The 20,306-nt window shown below is 71.0% G+C and carries 17 protein-coding genes; 13 read left to right on the top strand and 4 right to left on the bottom strand.

What is annotated here, in order from left to right; all coding sequences use genetic code 11:
• Nucleotides 1–2 precede the first annotated feature (2 nt).
• Nucleotides 3–935: a tyrosine recombinase XerC gene (locus tag DEJ27_RS05665; protein ID WP_111090477.1), complete on the top strand. Its 933-nt coding sequence runs from the start codon at nucleotides 3–5 to the stop codon at nucleotides 933–935.
• Between the two features lie 33 nt (nucleotides 936–968).
• Here DEJ27_RS05665 and DEJ27_RS05660 read toward each other — a convergent pair whose 3' ends face one another.
• Nucleotides 969–1,526, bottom strand: a complete 558-nt coding sequence (locus DEJ27_RS05660) for a murein hydrolase activator EnvC (protein ID WP_181430095.1) — start codon at nucleotides 1,524–1,526, stop codon at nucleotides 969–971.
• A 335-nt stretch (nucleotides 1,527–1,861) separates the two neighbouring features.
• Between DEJ27_RS05660 and DEJ27_RS05655 the strand changes: the two genes are divergently transcribed.
• The 10 genes from DEJ27_RS05655 (at nucleotide 1,862) to DEJ27_RS05610 (ending at nucleotide 10,638) form a co-directional block, all read left to right on the top strand.
• Nucleotides 1,862–3,304 (top strand): sugar porter family MFS transporter, encoded by a 1,443-nt coding sequence (locus DEJ27_RS05655; protein WP_258369802.1) that lies wholly within the window; start codon nucleotides 1,862–1,864, stop codon nucleotides 3,302–3,304.
• A 322-nt stretch (nucleotides 3,305–3,626) separates the two neighbouring features.
• Nucleotides 3,627–4,544, top strand: coding sequence for a 30S ribosomal protein S2 (rpsB, locus tag DEJ27_RS05650; protein WP_027465874.1), 918 nt, complete (start codon nucleotides 3,627–3,629; stop codon nucleotides 4,542–4,544).
• 87 nt (nucleotides 4,545–4,631) lie between these two features.
• On the top strand, nucleotides 4,632–5,459 hold the full coding sequence (gene tsf, locus DEJ27_RS05645) for a translation elongation factor Ts (RefSeq protein WP_111090475.1): 828 nt from the start codon (nucleotides 4,632–4,634) through the stop codon (nucleotides 5,457–5,459).
• A gap of 127 nt (nucleotides 5,460–5,586) precedes the next feature.
• Entirely contained in the window at nucleotides 5,587–6,306 is a 720-nt protein-coding gene (gene pyrH / locus DEJ27_RS05640; protein ID WP_110859085.1) for a UMP kinase, read from the top strand.
• Between the two features lie 46 nt (nucleotides 6,307–6,352).
• Complete coding sequence (frr, locus tag DEJ27_RS05635) at nucleotides 6,353–6,907, top strand: ribosome recycling factor (RefSeq protein ID WP_110859084.1); 555 nt, start codon at nucleotides 6,353–6,355, stop codon at nucleotides 6,905–6,907.
• Nucleotides 6,908–6,972: 65 nt separating this feature from the next.
• A complete protein-coding gene (locus DEJ27_RS05630; protein WP_111090507.1) occupies nucleotides 6,973–7,917 on the top strand; it encodes a phosphatidate cytidylyltransferase in 945 nt (314 codons plus the stop codon).
• A 76-nt stretch (nucleotides 7,918–7,993) separates the two neighbouring features.
• A complete protein-coding gene (locus DEJ27_RS05625) occupies nucleotides 7,994–8,542 on the top strand; it encodes a DivIVA domain-containing protein (RefSeq protein ID WP_071406375.1) in 549 nt (182 codons plus the stop codon).
• 147 nt (nucleotides 8,543–8,689) lie between these two features.
• Nucleotides 8,690–9,589, top strand: a complete 900-nt coding sequence (locus DEJ27_RS18015; RefSeq protein ID WP_258369801.1) for a lytic transglycosylase domain-containing protein — start codon at nucleotides 8,690–8,692, stop codon at nucleotides 9,587–9,589.
• A gap of 12 nt (nucleotides 9,590–9,601) precedes the next feature.
• Complete coding sequence (locus DEJ27_RS05615) at nucleotides 9,602–9,904, top strand: hypothetical protein (protein ID WP_111090474.1); 303 nt, start codon at nucleotides 9,602–9,604, stop codon at nucleotides 9,902–9,904.
• A complete protein-coding gene (locus DEJ27_RS05610; RefSeq protein ID WP_111090473.1) occupies nucleotides 9,901–10,638 on the top strand; it encodes an alpha/beta hydrolase in 738 nt (245 codons plus the stop codon). The genes DEJ27_RS05615 and DEJ27_RS05610 overlap by 4 nt, the downstream gene beginning before the upstream one ends.
• A gap of 87 nt (nucleotides 10,639–10,725) precedes the next feature.
• On the opposite strand, the gene DEJ27_RS05605 is transcribed toward DEJ27_RS05610, so the two are convergent.
• Nucleotides 10,726–12,567 carry a hypothetical protein gene (locus DEJ27_RS05605; RefSeq protein ID WP_111090472.1) on the bottom strand — a complete coding sequence of 614 codons (1,842 nt, stop codon included), beginning with the start codon at nucleotides 12,565–12,567 and terminating at the stop codon, nucleotides 10,726–10,728.
• A 182-nt stretch (nucleotides 12,568–12,749) separates the two neighbouring features.
• On the opposite strand from DEJ27_RS05605, the gene DEJ27_RS05600 reads away from it, so the two are divergent.
• Together DEJ27_RS05600 and DEJ27_RS05595 are read left to right on the top strand one after the other, a co-directional pair.
• A complete protein-coding gene (locus DEJ27_RS05600) occupies nucleotides 12,750–14,492 on the top strand; it encodes a hypothetical protein (RefSeq protein WP_111090471.1) in 1,743 nt (580 codons plus the stop codon).
• Complete coding sequence (locus DEJ27_RS05595) at nucleotides 14,489–15,499, top strand: tetratricopeptide repeat protein (protein ID WP_110859080.1); 1,011 nt, start codon at nucleotides 14,489–14,491, stop codon at nucleotides 15,497–15,499. The genes DEJ27_RS05600 and DEJ27_RS05595 overlap by 4 nt, the downstream gene beginning before the upstream one ends.
• 211 nt (nucleotides 15,500–15,710) lie before the next feature.
• On the opposite strand, the gene glgB is transcribed toward DEJ27_RS05595, so the two are convergent.
• The gene (glgB, locus tag DEJ27_RS05590) at nucleotides 15,711–18,245 is read right to left on the bottom strand and encodes a 1,4-alpha-glucan branching protein GlgB (protein WP_111090470.1); all 2,535 of its coding nucleotides are present in this window, start codon (nucleotides 18,243–18,245) and stop codon (nucleotides 15,711–15,713) included.
• Nucleotides 18,242–20,242 carry an alpha-1,4-glucan--maltose-1-phosphate maltosyltransferase gene (locus DEJ27_RS05585; RefSeq protein ID WP_181430094.1) on the bottom strand — a complete coding sequence of 667 codons (2,001 nt, stop codon included), beginning with the start codon at nucleotides 20,240–20,242 and terminating at the stop codon, nucleotides 18,242–18,244. Before DEJ27_RS05585 ends, glgB begins: the two co-directional genes overlap by 4 nt.
• Between the last annotated feature and the right edge of the window lie 64 nt (nucleotides 20,243–20,306).

Genomic DNA, 20,306 nt, shown 5'->3' with positions numbered 1-20,306 from the left:
TCGTGGTTGCGCGGACGGACAGTCGACTCGTGGTGGCGGTGGACGCCTTCCTCGGGCACGCCCGGCACGCGCGTGGCCTCAGCGAGCAGACCCTCCGCGCGTACGCCAACGACCTCGAGCAGCTCGTCGCGTTCGCGGACGGTCGCGGCATCGACCGCGTCGCCGACGTCGAGCTCGAGCTCCTGCGTGACTGGCTGTGGGACGCCGATCACCGCGGGCTGGCCCGGTCGACCATCGCCCGGCGGTCTTCGTCCGTGCGGGCGTTCACGCGTTGGGCGAGCGAGACCGGGATGACGACGACCGACGCCGGGGTCCGGCTCCGCGCGCCGAAGGGTGGGGCGCACCTGCCTCGCGTGGTGTCGGCCGACCAGGTGCGCGCCCTGCTCGACGGACTCGGTGCCCGTGCGGCGACGGAGGACCCGACGGCGCTGCGGGACCTGGCCCTCGTCGAGCTCCTGTACGCGGCGGCCATCCGGGTCAGCGAACTGGTCGGGATCGACGTGACCGACGTCGATCGCGGACGCTTGACCGTGCGCGTGCTCGGCAAGGGCGGCAAGGAACGCGTGGTGCCGTTCGGGGTGCCGGCGCGGGACGCACTCGAGGCGTGGCTCGAGCGCGGACGGCCCGCCCTCGCGGCACGGGCGGAGGGAGCGGCCGGCACGGCGCTGTTCCTCGGCGACCGTGGCGCCCGACTCGGCGTCCGCAGTGCCTACCGCGTGGTGGCGCGGTTGCTCGGTGACCTGCCGGGCGAGGGCCCGAGCGGCCCGCACACCTTCCGGCACACCGCGGCGACGCACCTGCTCGACGGGGGAGCGGACCTGCGTGCGGTGCAGGAACTCCTCGGTCACGCCAGCCTCGGGACGACGCAGATCTACACGCACGTGTCGTCGGCCCGGCTGCGCGAGGTCTACCGGACAGCGCACCCGCGCGCCTGACGCTGCGCCGACGTGCGTCCCGGTCGGTTCCGCTCACCCGGGCCAGGCCGACTCGGGCAGCAGCACCGGCCACTCGGCCGGTGGCAGGTACGCCATCGGGTCGACGTAGCGACCGTCGACGCGAGCACCGAGGTGCAGGCACGGCGCCGACGCCGGACAGTGTCCGACCGAGACGCGTCCGACCGCCGCACCCCGCACGACCTCGTCTCCCGCGGCGACCAGGGGCGTCACCGAGTCGAGCGTGCTGACCAGCCCGTCGCCGTGGTCGATGGTCACGACGGAGCGGCCGCCCACCGCGCCGGCGAACGCCACGGTGCCGTCGTCCACCGCCGAGGCGGTGCTCCCGAGGACGGCCGGGACGTCGAGGCCCCGGTGGCCGGCGGCGTAGTCCGAGGACGCTGGTTCCCACGCGCGCTCGACGACCCGCGATCCGGTGGGCCAGACCCAGCGAGCCTCGACCCGGCCCGAGTCGGTCGCAGCACCCGCCAACGCCCCGGCGCCCGTCGACGGCGATGCACCGAGCACCGCCGTCCCGCTCAGCACCGCCGCGCACACCACGGACAGCAAGACGGAACGTGCAGTCGATCGCATGTTCCCAGCCTCGGCCGTGGAACCGGCCCCGGGGCGGAGCCGAGGTGATCCGTGGAGGGTGAGTCCCGCCTCCAGGCCCTGGGGAGGAACCATGCAGCGACGGGCGCGACGGGCGCGACGGGCGCGACGGAACCGACGTCGTACGACAACGACACCGTCGATCCGCCTCCGCACGGGAGCGAGTCGTGCCGATCACGCCCCGGTTATGACCAGATCCCGAGCGAGGAGTACAGTCGGGGCCGCTCCGGAACACGCAACGCCGCTCGGACGGCGAACCAGCCGACCGCCGGGGCACCGTGCTGCACACCGGCACGGCGGCAGAACCCAGGAGCATCGTGTCCACCACGACCACCGGGCACGGCGAAGACCGTGCGTTCAAGGGGAAGGTCACCCTGTTCGCCATCGCGGCGGCGGTCGGTGGCTTCCTGTTCGGCTTCGACTCGTCCGTCATCAACGGCGCCGTCGACGCGATCAAGGGCGAGTTCGACCTCTCCGACGCGGCGAGCGGGTTCGCGGTCGCCTCGGCCCTGATCGGCTGCGCGTTCGGCGCCTACTTCGCAGGCCGCCTCGCCGACCGCTACGGCCGCACCCGGATCATGTTCTGGGCCGCCGTGCTGTTCTTCGTCTCGTCGATCGGGTCGGCGTTCGCGTTCGCGACGTGGGACCTCGTGATCTGGCGTCTGGTCGGCGGTCTCGGCATCGGTACTGCCTCGGTCATCGCACCGGCGTACATCTCCGAGGTGTCCCCGAAGGCGATCCGCGGGCGGCTGGCCTCGTTCCAGCAGCTGGCGATCACGCTCGGTATCTTCGCCGCGCTCCTGTCCGACCAGCTCTTCGCCGTCACCGCGGGCAGCGCCTCGGCCGAGGTCTGGGGCCTGGCGGCCTGGCGCTGGATGTTCCTGGTCGGGGTGATCCCCTCGGTCGTCTACGGCGTCCTGGCGATCACGCTGCCGGAGTCCCCGCGCTACCTCCTCACCAAGGGTCGTGCTGACGACGCGCGCGTGGTGATGGGCAAGATCGTCCCGCGCGACACCGTGAACACGAGCCTGGAGGAGATCCAGGACGGCATCAAGAAGGAAGCGAACGAGAAGAAGGGCTCCATCCGGGGCAACCGCTTCGGGCTCCAGCCGATCGTCTGGGTGGGCATCATCCTCGCCGTGCTGCAGCAGTTCGTCGGCATCAACGTGATCTTCTACTACTCGACGACGCTCTGGCAGGCCGTCGGCTTCAAGGAGGAGGACTCGTTCCTCATCTCCACGATCACCTCGGTGGTCAACGTCGCCGTCACCTTCGTGGCGATCTTCCTGGTCGACAAGGTCGGTCGTAAGCCGCTGCTCGTCGCCGGTTCGGCGGGCATGTTCGTCTCGCTGACCATGGTCGCCATCGCGTTCTCGCAGGCGACGATCGTCGACGGCAGCCCGAGCCTCCCCGGCTCGTGGGGCGTCATCGCGCTGATCTTCGCGAACCTCTTCGTGGTGTCCTTCGGCGCCACGTGGGGCCCGCTCATGTGGGTGCTGCTCGGCGAGATGTTCCCGAACCGCATCCGGGCCACGGCGCTGGGCATCGGCTCGGCCGCCAACTGGATCGCGAACTTCATCGTGACGATCTCGTTCCCGGTGCTCTCGGGCTTCAACCTGACGGTCACCTACGGCATCTACGCGCTGTTCGCACTGCTGTCGCTGTTCTTCGTCATCGCCAAGATCCCGGAGACCAAGGGCCGCTCGCTCGAGGAGATGGGCATCTCCGCCGACGGCGAAACGGTGGACGCCAAGGCCTGATCGGCCGGTCGCGCACTGCGTCAGTTCCGCACGGATCGCCGGAAGGGAGGCCCGGATCACGTCAGCCGCGAGGCGCGCGTGATCCGGGCCGCCCGTCTGTTAGCATCTATCCAGCAGCGTGCTGATGCGCGCTGACTTCGCGTGTCCACCAGGCCCTCACCGGCTCGGTACCCGACCACCGGTCCCGCTCCCACGAGCGGGCGGTCGCGTGCCAGGACACCAGGGACCACGACCGACGGTCGTGATCGACACAACCGCAACAGGTCCGCAGGGACGTGCGAGAGCACGGCTGCGCGCCGAGAACACAGAAGGAGGACGGCACATGGCCGTCGTCACCATCCGCCAGCTGCTCGACAGCGGCGTCCACTTCGGACACCAGACCCGTCGGTGGAACCCGAAGGTGAAGCGCTTCATCCTCGCCGAGCGCTCGGGCATCCACATCATCGACCTGCAGCAGTCGCTGGCCTTCATCGACCGCGCGTACGACTTCGTCAAGGAGACGGTCGCGCACGGTGGCACGATCCTCTTCGTGGGCACCAAGAAGCAGGCCCAGGGCTCCATCGCCGAGCAGGCGACCCGCGTCGGCCAGCCGTACGTCAACCAGCGTTGGCTCGGCGGTCTGCTCACGAACTTCCAGACGGTCTCCAAGCGCCTCGCGCGCATGAAGGAGCTCGAGGAGATCGACTTCGACGACACGACGAAGGGCTTCACCAAGAAGGAGCTCCTCATCAAGAAGCGCGAGCTGGACAAGCTCCACAAGACCCTCGGTGGTATCCGCAACCTCACGCGGACCCCGAGCGCGCTCTGGATCGTCGACACCAAGAAGGAGCACCTCGCCGTCGACGAGGCGCAGAAGCTCGGTATCCCGATCATCGGCATCCTCGACACCAACTGCGACCCCGACGAGATCACGTACCCGATCCCGGGCAACGACGACGCGATCCGCTCCGTCGGTCTCCTGACCCGCATCGTCGCCGACGCCGCGGCCGAGGGCCTGAAGACCCGCCACAACGGTGGCGACGAGGACGAGGCCAGCGAGCCCCTCGCCGAGTGGGAGCAGGAGCTCCTCGGTGGCGAGACCGCCGCCACGACCGAGGCGCCCGCCGCCCCCGTCGAGGAGAACGACGCTGACGCGCAGGTCGCCGCGAAGGAGATCGGCGAGCCGATCGCCGACGAGGCGAAGAACGCGGAGCCGACGGCCGAGGCCGAGGCAGCCGCGGAGACCACCCCCGCCGAGTGAGTCGCCGGGGCGCCGGACCCACCGGGTCCGGCGCCCCGACTGCACTCCACTCTCCACACACGTACAGTCCAGAAAGGACTCCAGTCAATGGCAAACTTCACCGCTGCTGACGTGAAGAAGCTCCGCGAGGACCTCGGCGCCGGCATGATGGACGCGAAGAACGCGCTCGTCGAGGCCGACGGCGACTACGACAAGGCCGTCGAGCTGCTCCGCATCAAGGGTGCCAAGGCCGTCGCCAAGCGCGACGACCGTGCCACCTCCGAAGGCGTCGTCGTCGCGACCTCCGAGAACGGCGCCGCCACGGTCGTCGAGCTCGCGAGCGAGACCGACTTCGTCGCGAAGAACGAGAAGTTCACCACCCTCGCCGACAAGGTGCTGGGCGCGGTCGCCGCTGCCGGTGCCGCCGACGTCGCTGCCGCCAACGCCGCGCCGCTGGACGGCAAGACCGTCCTCGAGGTCGTCAACGAGGCCGCTGCCGCGCTGGGCGAGAAGCTCGAGGTCCGCACGGTCCGCCGTGTCGAGGGTTCGGCCTTCGAGATCTACCTGCACAAGACCAGCCAGGATCTGCCGCCGCAGATCGCCGTCGTCATCGCGTACGAGGGTGACAACGCCGCCGAGGCACGTTCGATCGCGCAGCACGTCGCGTTCGCGAACCCGACGTACCTGACCCGCGACGAGGTCCCGGCCGAGGCCATCGAGAAGGAGCGTGCGACCGTCGAGGCGATCACGCGCGAAGAGGGCAAGCCCGAGGCTGCGCTCCCGAAGATCGTCGAGGGCCGGGTGAACGCCTACATCAAGCAGGTGTCGCTCCTCGACCAGGACTACGCGAAGGACAACAAGATCTCCGTCGCGAAGGCCGCCGAGAACGCCGGCATCACGATCCAGGGCTTCGCCCGCGTCAAGGTCGGCGCGTAACGAACCCGTGACGGGGTCAGGAACCAACCAGGTTCCTGGCCCCGTTTTTCGCGCGCACGGGCACGGCACGCGCGCGACACATCCGCGAGTACATTTCCACGAGACCACGACGAAGGGTGCGGACCAGATGACCGACGAGAAGACCGGACGACGCCGCGTTCTGCTGAAGCTGTCGGGAGAGGCGTTCGGCGCCGGCTCCCTCGGGGTGAACCCCGACGTGATCGGCACCATCGCCAAGGAGATCGCCGTCGCCGCGCGCGAGGTCGAGATCGCGATCGTCGTCGGCGGGGGCAACTTCTTCCGGGGTGCCGAGCTCTCGCAGCGCGGCATGGACCGCGGCCGCGCCGACTACATGGGCATGCTCGGCACGGTGATGAACGCACTCGCGCTGCAGGACTTCCTCGAGCAGGCGGGAGCTGCAACCCGCGTGCAGTCCGCCATCGCGATGACCCAGGTCGCCGAGCCGTACATCCCGCGGCGCGCCGAGCGGCACCTCGAGAAGGGCCGGGTCGTCATCTTCGGCGCCGGTGCCGGACTGCCGTACTTCTCGACCGACACGGTCGCGGCGCAGCGTGCGCTCGAGATCAAGGCGGACGAGGTCCTCGTCGCCAAGAACGGCGTCGACGGCGTGTACACCGCCGACCCGAAGAAGGACGCGACGGCCGAGAAGCTGCACCACGTGACCTACCAGGACGCGCTGCTGAAGGGCCTCAAGGTCGTGGATGCCACCGCGTTCTCGCTCTGCATGGACAACGGCATGCCGATGCACGTCTTCGGCATGGAGGGCGAGGGCAACGTCCAGGCCGCGATCCGTGGCGAGCGCATCGGCACCGTCGTCAGCAACTGACCCCCGCGCTGACTAGACTCGACGCCAGTACCGAAGGAGTAACACCGTGATCAGTGATGTCCTGACCGAAGCCACCGAGAAGATGGCGAAGGCCGTGGAGGTCGCCAAGGACGACTTCTCGACCGTCCGTACCGGCCGGATCAACGCCGCGCTCTTCCAGAAGATCCCGGTCGACTACTACGGCACGCCGACGCCGCTCGCGCAGCTCGCGTCCCTGCAGACGCCCGAGGCCCGCACGCTCATCGTCACGCCGTACGACAAGTCGGCGCTCAAGGAGATCGAACGCTCCATCGCGACGTTCCCGAACCTCGGCGCCAGCCCGTCGAACGACGGCGAGATCGTCCGCGTGACGATCCCGGAGCTCACGCAGGACCGCCGCAAGGAGTTCGTCAAGCTCGTCCGCGGCAAGGGCGAGGACCACAAGGTCGTCATCCGCAACATCCGCCGCAAGGCCAAGGACGACCTCGACGCGCTCAAGGGTGAGATCTCCGACGACGAGATCTCGCGTGGCGACAAGGACCTCGAGGCCCTGACGAAGAAGCACGTCGACCAGATCGACGACGCGCTGAAGAAGAAGGAAGCCGAACTCCTCGAGGTCTGATGCGTCGCTCCGACCAGGGCGATGACCGCCCCACAGCAGAGCACGGGCCCGCGTCGAGCGGGCCCGTGAAGAAGGGGCTCCGTCAGGACTTCGATGCGCGTGCACGAGCGGCGCGCACCGACCTCGAGGCGCAGCTCCGCCAGCGCAAGGCCGAATTCGGCGCGCGCAACGAAGCGCTCACCGCGCGGACCGGGCGCAACCTGCCGGCGGCGATCGGGATCGCGCTCGCGTTCGCGGTCGTGATGCTCGGCACGCTGCTCCTCTGGCCGCCGTCCTTCATGGTGGTCGCGGCGTTCCTGCTGGGCGTCGGCGTCTACGAGCTGACGAGCGCGATGCGGTTCGCCGGGCGCGACGTCCCGCGGATCCCGAGCGTCGCGGTCGCGGTCGCGATCGTTCCGGCGGCGTTCCTGCTCGGGCAGGTGGCTGCGCTGTTCACCCTGCTCGGCGGCATCGTCCTGATCAGCGTCTGGCGATTGGTCGAGGTCGCCGTCGCGCGGCAGAAGCCCCCGGCCGGCAACGTCGCCCGTGACCTCACCAACGGGTTGTTCGTCCAGGCCTACATCTCGCTGCTCGGCGCCTGCGTCGTGCTGCTCTCCGCTCAGCCGGACGGCAACCTCTGGGTGATCGGTTTCATCCTCGTCGTCGTCGCGGTCGACACCGGCGCGTACGCCACCGGGCTGAACCTCGGCAAGCACCCGATGGCACCTCGCATCAGCCCCAAGAAGACGTGGGAGGGTTTCGCCGGGTCCGTGGCGGCGAGCATCGTCGTCGGCATCCTGGTGGCCCTGTTCATGCTCGGGCTGCCCTGGTGGACGGGTGTCCTGCTCGGTGTGCTCATCTCCGGTTCGGCCACGCTGGGTGACCTGACCGAGTCGATGATCAAGCGCGACCTCGGCATCAAGGACATCTCGTCGTTCCTGCCCGGACACGGCGGCCTGCTCGACCGCATCGACAGCATCCTGCCGTCCGCCGCGGTCGCCTACGTGCTGTACCTCATCGTCAACCACTGACCGCGGTCGGGTCGGCTGAACGCCGCACTCAGCGCGTCCAGGTTGTGCCACGGGTCCGGACTGGCAGAATGACGCCGTGGCCACCACCTTCCCGACCGCAGCCCGTTCCGCTCTCGGTTACGACGTCGACGAAGTCGAGCGTTTCCTCGAGGACGCCCGGCGCGCGTACTCCGCCGACGACAGCGCCCCCGGCATCGAGGCTGCGAAGATCCGCGCCACGGCCTTCTCGATGCGCAAGGGCGGGTACTCCACGTCGCACGTCGACGCTGCGCTCGAGCGGCTCGAGGACGCCTTCGCTGCCCGTGAGCGTGAGCGGGAGATGAGCGAGGTCGGCAAGAAGGCCTGGTACGCAGAAGCACGGACGAAGGCATCCGACGTCGTGGCGCGGCTCGAGCGGCCGGACGGTCAGCGGTTCAGCCGGGTCAGCGTGCTCGGCACCGGCTACCACCCGAAGGACGTCGACGCGTTCGCCGCCCGGCTCGCCGGGTACTTCCGCGAGGGCAAGCCGCTCAGCCTCACCGAGGTCCGTTCGATCGTCTTCCGCCCGAAGCACGGCGGGTACCGCGAGGCGCAGGTCGACGCGCTGCTCGACGCCGTCGTCGAAGTGATGCTCGCTGTCCGGTGACGACGCGCTGTCCCCAGGTGCTTCGCTTTCCGTGATCGTTCCGTTACCCTGGTCCTACTCATGGGCAGGCACACGGCAGACTCAAGCTCCGACCGCGATACCCGCGAGCACCTCAGCCTCCAGGCTTCCGGTGAGCGCCGCGCGGCAATGCAGCGAACCCGCACGACGGAGACGTCGGCGTTCGGGGTGACCCCGCAGGCAGCGCCCGCGACGACGGGTCCGGTCGCCACGCCGAAGTCGGTGGCGGCGAACCGCGTCTCCGACGAGCGTGTGGCGTCCTTCGCCCACGATGCCCTCGTCGACGCCGACCAGCGTCCCGCGAAGCAGCGCACCGCGACGGTGCAGCGCCGTGCGACGCCGAAGCTCGTCAAGCCCGCCGCATCGTCGGTGAACGCCGTGGCCCGCAAGCGCGCGACCGCCCCGATGATGTCCTTCGTCGGCGTGTTCCTGTTCGTCGGCGGCTCGCTGTTCAACCCGCTGCAGGCCGACGTCGCACAGGCCGCCGTCGACACCCCGGTGCTCGTGAAGACGCCGCCGGCACCGCAGCAGTACACCGCGCACGGCACCTACGCCGTGGCCGCCGCCGACCGTGACGGCTACGACGTCACCGTCCCCGCCCCGAAGGTCGTCAAGCCCGTCGTCGAAGAGGACGAGGCCGACGCCGAGACCACCGACGACACCGCGGCCACCGAGACCCAGCCGGTCTCGGCCGCCAACACGCTCGCCGCCACCGCCGCGACGCCCGACCCGGGCAGCGCGCAGGCGATCGCCCTGCAGCAGGTCACGGCTCGTGGCTGGGGGACCGACCAGTACAACTGCCTGGTCTCGCTGTGGAACAAGGAGTCCGGCTGGCGGGTGAACGCCTACAACCCGAGCGGTGCGTACGGCATCCCGCAGGCCCTCCCCGGCAGCAAGATGGCCACGGCCGGCGCCGACTGGCAGACCAACCCGGCGACGCAGATCACGTGGGGTCTCAACTACATCGCCGGCGTCTACGGCACCCCCTGTGGTGCCTGGGGTCACAGCCAGGCCAACAACTGGTACTGATCGGCTGCTCGGGTGCCGCGCAGCAACCGGCCGCGGCGTCCCCGTGGTCGCGACGTCGAGCCTGACGAGGAGACCACCCTCGACCGGCTGATGAGCTCGTGGAAGCGCACCGAGGTCCGTCACGGTCGCGAGTACCAGGTGCAGCCGATCTCGGCCGCGTCGGCGCAGAAGGAGTACATCTGCCCGGGGTGCGGCGGAACGGTCCTGCCCGGCGCCGCCCACGTGGTCGTCTGGCGCGCGGACGGCGTGCTCGGTGACGCCGCCGACCTGGCGTCGCGTCGGCACTGGCACAACCACTGCTGGAGCATCGCATGACCGAGCACGACACCGAGATCCGATCCGCCACCGAGTTGCCGGCCCGTCGCACCGAGGTCGAGCTCGTCACGGACGACCACCTGACGCTCGTCGGTGAGCTCGCCGAGCCTGCCGACACCTCGGCTCGCGGAACCATCGTCACGCTCCATCCCCTGCCGACCGCGCACGGGTTCATGGACTCGCACGTGCTCAAGAAGGCTGCCGCACGGTTGCCCGCCCTCGCCGACATCGCGGTGCTGCGGTTCAACTTCCGGTCCGTCACGTCGCCGCGCGGCACCTCCGAGGGCGTCTTCGGCGAGGGTGTGTCCGAGGGCTTCGACCTGCGAGCCGCCGTCGCCGAGGTCATCGACCGCGGCCTGCCGACCCCGTGGCTGGTCGGCTGGTCGTTCGGCACCGAGGTGATCCTCAAGCACGCGCTCGAACACGTCGAGGCAGGCACGGTCGCCGGGGTCGTCCTGCTGTCCCCGCCGCTGCACCGCACCTCGGACGAGGAACTCGTCCGCTGGGCTGCCGTCGGGGTCCCGGTCGTGGCGCTCGTCCCGGAGCACGACGACTTCCTGCAGCCCGAGGCCGCGGCGGCACGGTTCGCGCTCGCCCCGAACGTCCGGGTCGTGGCGGTCGCGGGCGCGAAGCACCTGTGGGTGGGGGAGCGGTACGTGCGGATCGTCCTCGACGCGATCGCCGACCTCGTCGTGCCGGGCAGCGCGCCGCTGCCGACCCGCTGGCCCGTCTGACGACGCCCGGAAGGCGCCCTGCGGCCCGCCACCTGCACCAGGTGGGACTGCCTGGAGGCGCGGGTCGCGCCTCCGGGCAGTGGACCGTCAGCGTTCGGTCGCGTCCACGTCGTCGTCAGCGTCCGCATCCGACGCTGCGGCGGGCGCCGTGCCGAGCAGGCCCGTGGCGTTCGTGAGGACGCCGCGGAGGTTCTCGAGGTACCCCGCGACGGCTTCGCGTTCGGTCCGGATCGCCGCCAGGCGGTCCTCGGCCTCGGCGATGACGCCGGCGGTGCGCTCCTCGGCGTCGGCGACCATCCGGTGCACGCGGTCCTGCGCGTCGGCGACGATGGTGCGCGCGTGCTCCTGGGCCTCGGCCGTGCTCGTGCGCTCGAGGTCGTCGGCCTCCTGCTGCAGGCGCTCGGCGCGCTCCCGGGCCTCGGTCGCGCGACGCGTGGCCTCGGCGAGCTGCAGGTTCGCCTCGTCCAGGTACTTCTGCGTCTCGGTCACCGTCTCGTGGTGCTTCCGCAGGTAGTCCTGCTCGGCGTCGTCACGTCGGGAAGCGAGCTCCGACTCGAGCGTCGTGCGGGCTTCGTCGCGCTCCCGGGCGATCTCGGCGCGGACCTCGTCGCGCTCCTTCACCAGGGCGGCGCGGGCGGTGTCGATCTCCTGCCGCAGGGCGGTGCGCTCGGCCTCGAGCACCCCGAGCTCGGCGGTGCGGCGGTCGGCGATCTCGGTGTCGACCTCGGCGTGCTCGCGCTCGCGTCGGGCGGCGATGGCGTTCTCGTGCTCACGGAGCGCGCGCTCGGCTGCCGCAACGGCCTCCGCGCGCTCCTGCGCGATCCGGGCGTCGTGCTCCTCGAGCTCACGGGCGATCCGGTCGGCGGTCTCCTGCACCAGGCGCGCGTTCTCGACGCGCGTCTGTTCCTCGTCGACGCGGAGCTGCGCGCGGGCCGCTTCGACCTCCTGCTCCAGTGCGGTGCGGGCGGCGGCGAGTTCGCGGTCCCACTGGGCGCGGGCGGCGGCGAGTTCCTCGTCGAGCTCGCGGCGGCGGTCGGCGACCTCGCTGTCGAGTTCGGCGCGACGGCGGGCGACCTCGGACTCGAGTTCGGCACGACCGGTCTCGAGTGCCAGCGCGTGTGCCTGCTGCTCCTCGTCACGCTCACGGTGCCAGGCGGCGCGACCCTCGGTGACCTCGCGCTCGAGGGCCTCGCGCCGGGTCGTCTCCTCACGGTCGAGGTCCTCGGTACGGCGGGTGTGGTCGGCTTCGAAGACCGTCCGGCGGTGCTCGGTCTCGCGGTCGAGCTCGGCGGCGGCGGTGCGGGCCTCGGCGGACTCCCGCTGGGCGATCTCGCGCAGTTCTGCGACCTCGTGCTCGACCTGGGCGCGCAGGGCGTTCGTCTCGCGGATGGCGATGGAGCGGACCTCGGCGGCCTCGGTCACGGCGGCACCGCGGATCGCGGCCGCTTCGTTCCGGGCGTCCTGCGTGAGCAGACCGGCCTCGGCGCGGGCGCGCTCGACGGTGTCGGCCGCCTCGGCGCGGGCGCGGGTGAGCTCGTTGGTGGCGCGGGTACGGGCGTCCTCGAGGGTGTCGCGCGCTTCTTCCTGTGCTTCGCGGACGGTGCGCTCGGCTTCGGTGCGGCTCGAGGCACGGAGCCGCTGGGCGTCGATGTCCGCCTGGCTGATGAGCCGGGTCGACTGCTCCTCGGCCACGCGCAGGGTGGATTCGAGGCGGGTGCCGAGTCCGCTGTACGTGGGGGTGCCGGCTTCGTCGAGCTCGCCCTGCAGCTCGGAGACCCGGGCCTGCAGGAGACGGATCTCCTTCGCGGCGTCGGCGCGGTCGTTGTTCGACTTGATGAGCTCGCGGCGCAGGTCGTTCAGTGCGCGTTCCACCTCGTCGCGGCGGTACCCGCGCAGCTCGGTTCCGAACTCGGCCTCGTCGTTCGCCACGTGTCGCTCCTGGGGTCGGCAGCGGGCCAGGTTCGGCCCGCTGCCGATTGTAGTGGGGGCCGGAGCGGGGCGTCTGAGTCCGGCGGCAGCGCGGATTGATGCACTGTCCAGCGTTGCTCGCTATCCTGAGTCGCTGATTCGCGCGCCGACATCCCCACCCCGGCGCGGTAGGGAGAGAGTTCGTGCGATTCGTCCTGGCGATCGTCAGTTTCGTCATCGGTCTGCTGCTCGTGGCGCTGGCGGTGGGACAGCGGACCGTGTTCGCGCCGCCGTCCTCGCTCGTGGCCGAGAGCTCGACGACCAGTTCCGCCCCGGTGACGGTGATCCCGGGGACGACCCTCAACGCCAACCCCGGCTACCAGCGCATCAACGTGTCCGGCTCCGGCAAGGTCTTCGCGGCCTACGGCAAGACCGCCGACGTCGACGCCTGGATCGGTGACGCCGAGCACACCACGCTCCGCTTCGACGCCGAGAAGGGTTCGCTCGTCGGGTCGACCACGGGCAGCGAGACCAGCGTCCCCTCGCCCGGGGGCAGCGACCTCTGGTACCAGGAGTACGACGGCGCCGGGCAGTTCACCGTGCGTCTGCCGCAGGACGTCTCGGTGCTGGTCGTCAGCGACGGCAAGGCCGCGGCCCCGAGCGACGTGTCCGTCACCTGGCCGCAGGACACCGCGACCCCGGCGGTCGGTCCGCTGCTCGTGGCCGGTGGCGTGTTCGTCGTCGGAGGCCTCGTGCTGCTCGTCCTCGCGTTCCTGCACCAGCGCCGCGGCCGCGGTCCCCGTCGCCGCAGCGGGGGCAGCCGGCCGCCGCGGGTGCGCGCCTCGCGCCGTGCTGCCGCAGCCGGTGCGCAGGTGCCGCGTCCTGGTCGCCGCGGCTCGCGCGCCTTCGTCGGCGTGCCGGTGCTGCTCGTCGGTGCCCTGACCCTGGCCGGCTGTTCCTCGGACTACTGGCCGCAGGGCGGCGACCCGTCGCTCGCCACGCCGACCCCGACGGCCACTGCCACGGGGGCTGCGGAGACGACCGAGCCGACGGCTGCGACCAAGCAGCAGATCACCCGCGTCGTGCAGCGCACCGCCGCCGTGGCGAAGCAGGCCGACGAGACCCGCGACAGCAGGCTCGCCGGGACCCGTTTCACGGGCGCCGCGCTCGAGCTGCGCGAGGCGAACTACGCGATCCGCGCGAAGGACACGGACGTCAAGGCGCCGCCGGCGATCTCGGCCGCGCAGGTGTGCGTCGCGCTGCCGCAGCAGACCGACAGCTGGCCGCGCACGGTCTTCACGATCGTCGCCGAGGACTGCGACGCCAAGTCGGCCCCGCAGGCCCTGACCCTGGTGCAGGACACCGCTCGCGATCCGTACAAGGTGGCGTACGACGTCTCGCTCGAGGCCGACGCGAAGATCCCGAGCCTCGCGCCGACGACGATCGGTGCCGCACTGCTCGCGCCGGAGTCGAAGCTCCTGACGATCCAGCCCGCCCAGGTCGCGACCGCGTACGGCGACATCCTGTCGAAGGACACCGCCAGCGAGTACGCCGACCTGTTCGCGAGCGAGGGTGATGCGCTCCGCACCACCATCGGCAAGGCGTACAAGGACAAGAAGGCCAAGGCCCTGCCGGACACGGCGAAGATCGAGTACTCGTCCGAGGTCCCGGCCGACTCCGCCGTCGCCATCGCGACCGACGACGCCGGTGCCCTGGTCTCCGCCGACCTGGACGAGGTCGAGAAGGTGACCCCGACCGCCTCGGGCGCCGAGGTGAACACCGAGGGTGCGGTCAAGGCACTGTCCGGCGTGGACACGAGCAAGAAGGGCATCAGCGCGACCTACAGCGTCCAGCTGCTCTTCTACGTGCCGCCGGTCGCCTCGGATGGCAAAGTGGTCCTGCTCGGGTTCACACAGGGCCTGACCGCAGCGAGTGAGGTGCAATGAGCAACATCCCCCCGACCCCGTCCGGGCTCCGCGGAGCCGTGGACCTGTCGTCCCTCGTCGACCGCGCACAGCGGCCGCCCCAGCCGTCCGGTGCTCCGGCCCCGGCGGGTTCCACTGGCGGTGCCGTGCCCGGTACCGAAGCCGACACCGCGAACGGCGCCGACCTGACGGTGCCGTCGCTCGTGATCGACGTCACCGATGCGACGTTCCAGGACGTCCTGCAGCTGTCGACCATCGTCCCGGTCATCGTGGACATCTGGGCCGAGTGGTGTGGGCCGTGCAAGCAGCTCTCGCCGATCCTCGAGCAGCTCACCGCGGAGTACGACGGCCGCGTGGTGCTCGCCAAGGTGGATGCCGACACGAACCCGCAGCTCGTGCAGGCGTTCCAGGCGCAGTCGATCCCGACCGTGGCCGCCGTGATCGGCGGACGCCCGCTCGGGCTCTTCGTCGGGGCACTGCCCGAGGCGCAGGTCCGCGACGTCTACGAGCAGGTGCTCCAGGCGGCCGAGCAGAACGGCGTGACCGGTCGCGTCACCGTCGACGGCGGAGCGGCCCCCACCGACGCCGAGCAGGGCGAGCCGGAGCCGGAGCCGCTCCCGCCGCACCACCAGGCCGCGTACGACGCGATCGAGCGGGGCGACTTCGCCACCGCGATCGAGGAGTACAAGACCGCGATCCTGCAGGACCCGCACGACCAGATGGCCGTCGCCGGCCTCGCACAGGTGTCGCTGCTCGATCGGCTCAACGGCCGGACGGCCGACGAGATCCGTGCGGCAGCGGCCGCCGGCCCGCAGGACGTCCAGGCGCAGCTGGCGGTCGCCGACCTCGACATCTCGGGCGGGCACGTCGACGACGCCTTCGGGCGTCTGCTCGACCTCGTGCCGACGGTGTTCGGCGATGACCGCGAGGCCCTGCGTGTCCGGCTCGTCGAGTACTTCGAGCTCATCGGTAGCGAGGACCCGCGCGTCGTCGCGGCGCGTCGTCGCCTGGCGAACGCCCTGTACTAGACCCGTAGGGTCCTCGCGGCGGAGAAGACGCCGTCGTCACACCGAGACGCCGCCGGATCCGGCGGCGTCTCGGTGTGTCCGGGGCATCTCGAGGACACGACGGCGTCTCGCGCATCGCGGCGGACGCGGCAACGGACAGACGGGAGGCCCGGTGCCAGCTGGCACCGGGCCTCCCGTCCGTCGGTCGGTCGCGTCGCGGACGCTGGCCGGGCTACTGGGCCAGCTTCAGCCAGACGGCGCCGAGCGGCGGGACCACGAGGTGCGCCGAGGCCGGGCGGCCCGCCCAGGGGGTGTCCTCCGCCGTGACGACGCCGAGGTTGCCGACCCCGGAGCCGCCGTACTCGGCCGCGTCGGTGTTGAGCACCTCGTGCCACTCGCCAGCGGTCGGCAGCCCGAAGCGGCGCTCCACCGGCACGCCGGAGAAGTTCACGAACACGGCGACCCGGTCGTCGCCGTCCTTCCGCAGGAACCCGAGGGTCGAGTGCGGTGCGTCGCCGCCCTCGAGCCACTCGAAGCCGTCGGCCGTCGAGTCGTGCGTCCAGAGCGCCGGGGAGTCCTTGTACACGCGGTTGAGCTCCGCGACGAGGTCCTGCACACCGCGGTGGCCGGGCTGGTCGAGGAGCCACCAGTCGAGGCCCTTCGCCTCGGACCACTCGGAGGGCTGCGCGAACTCCTGGCCCATGAAGAGCAGCTGCTTGCCGGGGTGCGCCCACATGAACGCCAGGTAGGCGCGCACGTTGGCGAGCTTCTGCCACTCGTCGCCGGGCATCTTGCCGTACAGGGAACCCTTGCCGTGCACGACCTCGTCGTGGCTGATCGGCAGGGTGAACTGCTCGCTGAAGGCGTAGACGAACGAGAACGTGATCTCGTCGTGGTGGTAGCTGCGGTACGCGGGGTCGCGCTGCACGTACTCGAGCGAGTCGTGCATCCAGCCCATGTTCCACTTCTGCCCGAAGCCGAGCCCGCCGGCGCTCGTCGGCTGCGTCACGCCCGGCCACGAGGTGCTCTCCTCCGCGATCATCACGATGCCGGGGTAGCGCTTGTACGCCGTCGCGTTCGTCTCCTGCAGGAACGAGATCGCGTCGAGGTTCTCGCGGCCGCCGTGGATGTTCGGCAGCCAGTCGGTGCGGGAGTAGTCGAGGTACAGCATCGAGGCCACCGCGTCGACCCGCAGGCCGTCGATGTGGAACTCCTCGAACCAGTACAGCGCGTTCGCGACCAGGAAGTTGCGCACCTGCGGCTGTCCGAAGTCGAACACGTAGGTGCCCCAGTCGAGCTGCTCGCCGCGGCGGGGGTCCGGGTGCTCGAACAGCGCGTAGCCGTCGAAGCGCCCGAGGGCCCACTCGTCCTTCGGGAAGTGTCCGGGGACCCAGTCCATGATCACGCCGATGCCCGCGGAGTGCAGACGGTCGATCAGGTAGCGCAGGTCGTCCGGCGAACCGAAGCGCGCGGTCGGTGCGTAGTACCCGGTGACCTGGTAGCCCCACGAGCCGCCGAACGGGTGCTCGGCGAGCGGCAGGAACTCCACGTGGGTGAAGCCGGTGTACTCCATGTGGCCGATGAGCTGGTCGGCGACCTCGCGGTACGACAGGCCGGGGCGCCAGGAGCCGAGGTGCACCTCGTAGACGCTCATCGGAGCGTCGTGCGTGGTGGTCTGGGCGCGGCGCTCCATCCAGGCGGCGTCGCCCTCGGACCACGTGTACGTGGACTCGGTGACGACCGAAGCCGTCGCCGGGGCGATCTCGGCTTCGCGGGCGAACGGGTCGGCGCGCTCCACCCACCCGGAGTCGGTGAGGATCTGGAACTTGTAGCGCTGGCCGACGACGGCGCCGGGCCAGAACAGCTCCCAGACGCCGAGGTCGCTCAGACGGCGCATCGCGGTGGTGCGGCCTTCCCAGCCCTCGAAGTCGCCGATCACCCGGACGGCGGTCGCCCGAGGTGCCCAGACGGCGAACGCGACGCCGTCGACCCCGTCGACGGTGCGGGCGTGTGCGCCGAGGTGGTGCCAGAGCTGCTCGTCACGGCCCTCGCCGAACAGGTGCAGGTCGAGCTCGCCGAGCGTCGGGGCGAACCGGTACGCGTCGTCGGTGGTCCACGTGGCGTCGTCCTCGTCCGTGGACTCGTCGTAGTCGTACTCCGACTCGACGCGGTAGCGACCGAGCGGGCCGGCGGTGGCGCCGGCCCAGAGCCCGTCACCCTCGTGCGTGAGCTCGATGTCGTCGCCGTCGGGGCGGACGATCCGTACCGCACGGGCCAGGTGCCGGACGACGCGGACGCTGGTGCCGCCGTCGACCGGGTGCGGGCCGAGCACGTCGTGCGGCTGGGACCAGCGGCCCTCGGCCACCTGCAGACGCAGCCAGTCCTCGATCGGAGCCGGACGCGGATCCGTGGACGTACCGGCGGCGGCCGGAGCCGAGGCAGCAGCGGTGGGGGCGACCGGAGCCTCGACGGAGGCCGGCCGGACCACGGGCGCGGCGCCCCCGGTCGGGGCCGTCGGGGTGTCGGACGCCGAGGCGGCTGCGACGGACGGCTGCCGCGGGTGCGTCGGATCGGCGGGGTGCCCGGCGAGCGTGGCGGACTCCGCCACCCCGCGGTCGGGCGCCTCGCGCTGCGCCGGCGGGGCGCCGGGCAGGTCCTCGTCGGGCGCGGACACCTTCGGTTCGTACCGCGGCACGGCCGGCGGCGGAGGCGGCACCGGCGGGACGGCCGGTCCGCGCTTCGTGGGGTCGGTCGGGTCGTTGGTCATCGGTGGGGTCCTTCCACGACGAGCAGGTGCACGGGCTCCTGGAACGCATCCAGGCGGACGTAGTTCGACGCGCCCCAGGTCCAGCGCTGACCGGTCACGACGTCACGGACGTCGAACAGGCCATCGGTCGGCAGACCGAGTGCGGCGAGGTCCAGGTGCACGGTGGTCTCACGGGCGGAGTGCGGGTCGACGTTGGCGACCACGATCACGGTGTCGGGGCGTCCTGACCGGATGTACTCGCCCGACAGGTGCTTCGAGTAGACGACGATCGCCGGGTCCTCGGCGGCGTGCACGTGCAGGTTCCGCAGCTGTCGGAGCGCGGGGTGCGCCTGCCGGAAGCGGTTGAGCATCGTGACGTACGGCGCGAGCGACGCACCTTCGGCCTCGGCCAGGGCGAAGTCACGCGGCTTGTACTCGTACTTCTCGTTGTCGATGTTCTCTTCGGAGCCCGGTCGGGCGACGTCCTCGAAGAGCTCGTAGCCGGCGTACATGCCCCACGTCGGTGCACCGGTGGCGGCGAGCGCCGCGCGCACCTTGTAGCCGGCACGGCCGCCGAACTGCAGGTACTCGGTGAGGATGTCGGGGGTGTTCACGAAGAGGTTCGGGCGCAGGTAGTCGCTCGTCTCGTGGGAGAGCTCCGTGAAGTAGTCCTCGATCTCGTCCTTGGTGTTGCGCCAGGTGAAGTACGAGTACGACTGCTGGAACCCGGCTTCGGCGAGCGCGCGCATCATCGCCGGGCGGGTGAACGCCTCGGCGAGGAACACGGTGTCGGGGTGCTCGTCGCGGATCTCACGGATGACCCGCTCCCAGAACCAGAGCGGCTTGGTGTGCGGGTTGTCGACGCGGAAGATCCGGATGCCGAAGTCGATCCAGTGGCGCAGCACGCGCTCGACCTCGGTGACCAGGCCCTCGGGGTCGGTGTCGAACTGGATCGGGTAGATGTCCTGGTAGCGCTTCGGCGGGTTCTCGGCGGTCGCGATGGAGCCGTCGGCACGCTGTGTGAACCACTCCGGGTGCTGGGTGACCCAGGGATGGTCGGGGGAGCACTGCAGTGCGAAGTCGAGCGCCACTTCCATGCCGGTGTTCTTCGCCGTCTCGACGAAGCCGCGGAAGTCGTCCTCGGTGCCGAGGTCGGGGTGGATCGCGTCGTGCCCGCCCTCGGGAGAGCCGATCGCCCAGGGACTGCCGGGGTCGTTCGGCCCGGGCGTGAGGGTGTTGTTCGGCCCCTTGCGGGCGGTGGTGCCGATGGGGTGGATCGGCGGCAGGTAGATGACGTCGAAGCCCATCCGGGCGACGGCGGGCAGACGGCGGGCCGCGGTGCGGAAGTCGCCGCTCTTCCAGGAGCCGTCGGGGTTCTTCTTCGCGCCTTCTGAGCGGGGGAAGAACTCGTACCAGGCACCGACGCCGGCGCGGGTGCGTTCGACGTCGAGCAGCTGGGTGGCGGAGTGCGTGCGGAGCGAGGTGAGCGGTGCTTCCTCGACCTCGGCGACGATGCGCGGGTCGTCGACGGCGGCCAGGCGTTCGGCCGGGTCGAGGTCGGTGTCACGGACGCGCGCGGCGGCACGGGTGGCGGCGGGGGAGTCGGTCTCCTCGGCCAGCCGGTCGAGCAGCACGGCGCCGTCGAGCAGGGTCGCCTCGGTGTCGACACTGGCCGCGATCTTCAGGCGTGCGCCGTGCAGCCAGCTCGCCCAGTCGTCGGAGTACGACTCGACGTGCCAGGTCCAGACGCCGACGTGGTCGACCTGCACCGTGGCTTCGTAGCGGTCGGTGCCGGGGGCACCGAGGGTCATGGGGACGGTGCGGGTTCCACCGTCTGGGCGTTCGAGGACGAGGTCTGCGCCGATGATGCCGTGTCCTTCTCGGAAGACGGTTGCACCGAACGTGATCACCTCGCCGTCGAATGCCTTGCCGGGGAAGCCGTTCGGCGTCCTCGGGGCGAGCTCGGTGATCGGGATGCGCCCGATCTTCGGGCGGCGGGGTCGGTCTGCGGTGGCCACGGAAGCGACGCTACCCGGCGGGCGGCTCCGCGTTCCCCGGAATCGGCCCGCTGTGGCGGGCCGG

It is taken from the genome of Curtobacterium sp. MCPF17_018, assembly GCF_003234135.1.
GTDB classification, from domain to species: domain Bacteria; phylum Actinomycetota; class Actinomycetes; order Actinomycetales; family Microbacteriaceae; genus Curtobacterium; species Curtobacterium flaccumfaciens.
This window is presented reverse-complemented; position numbering and strand designations above follow the sequence as displayed.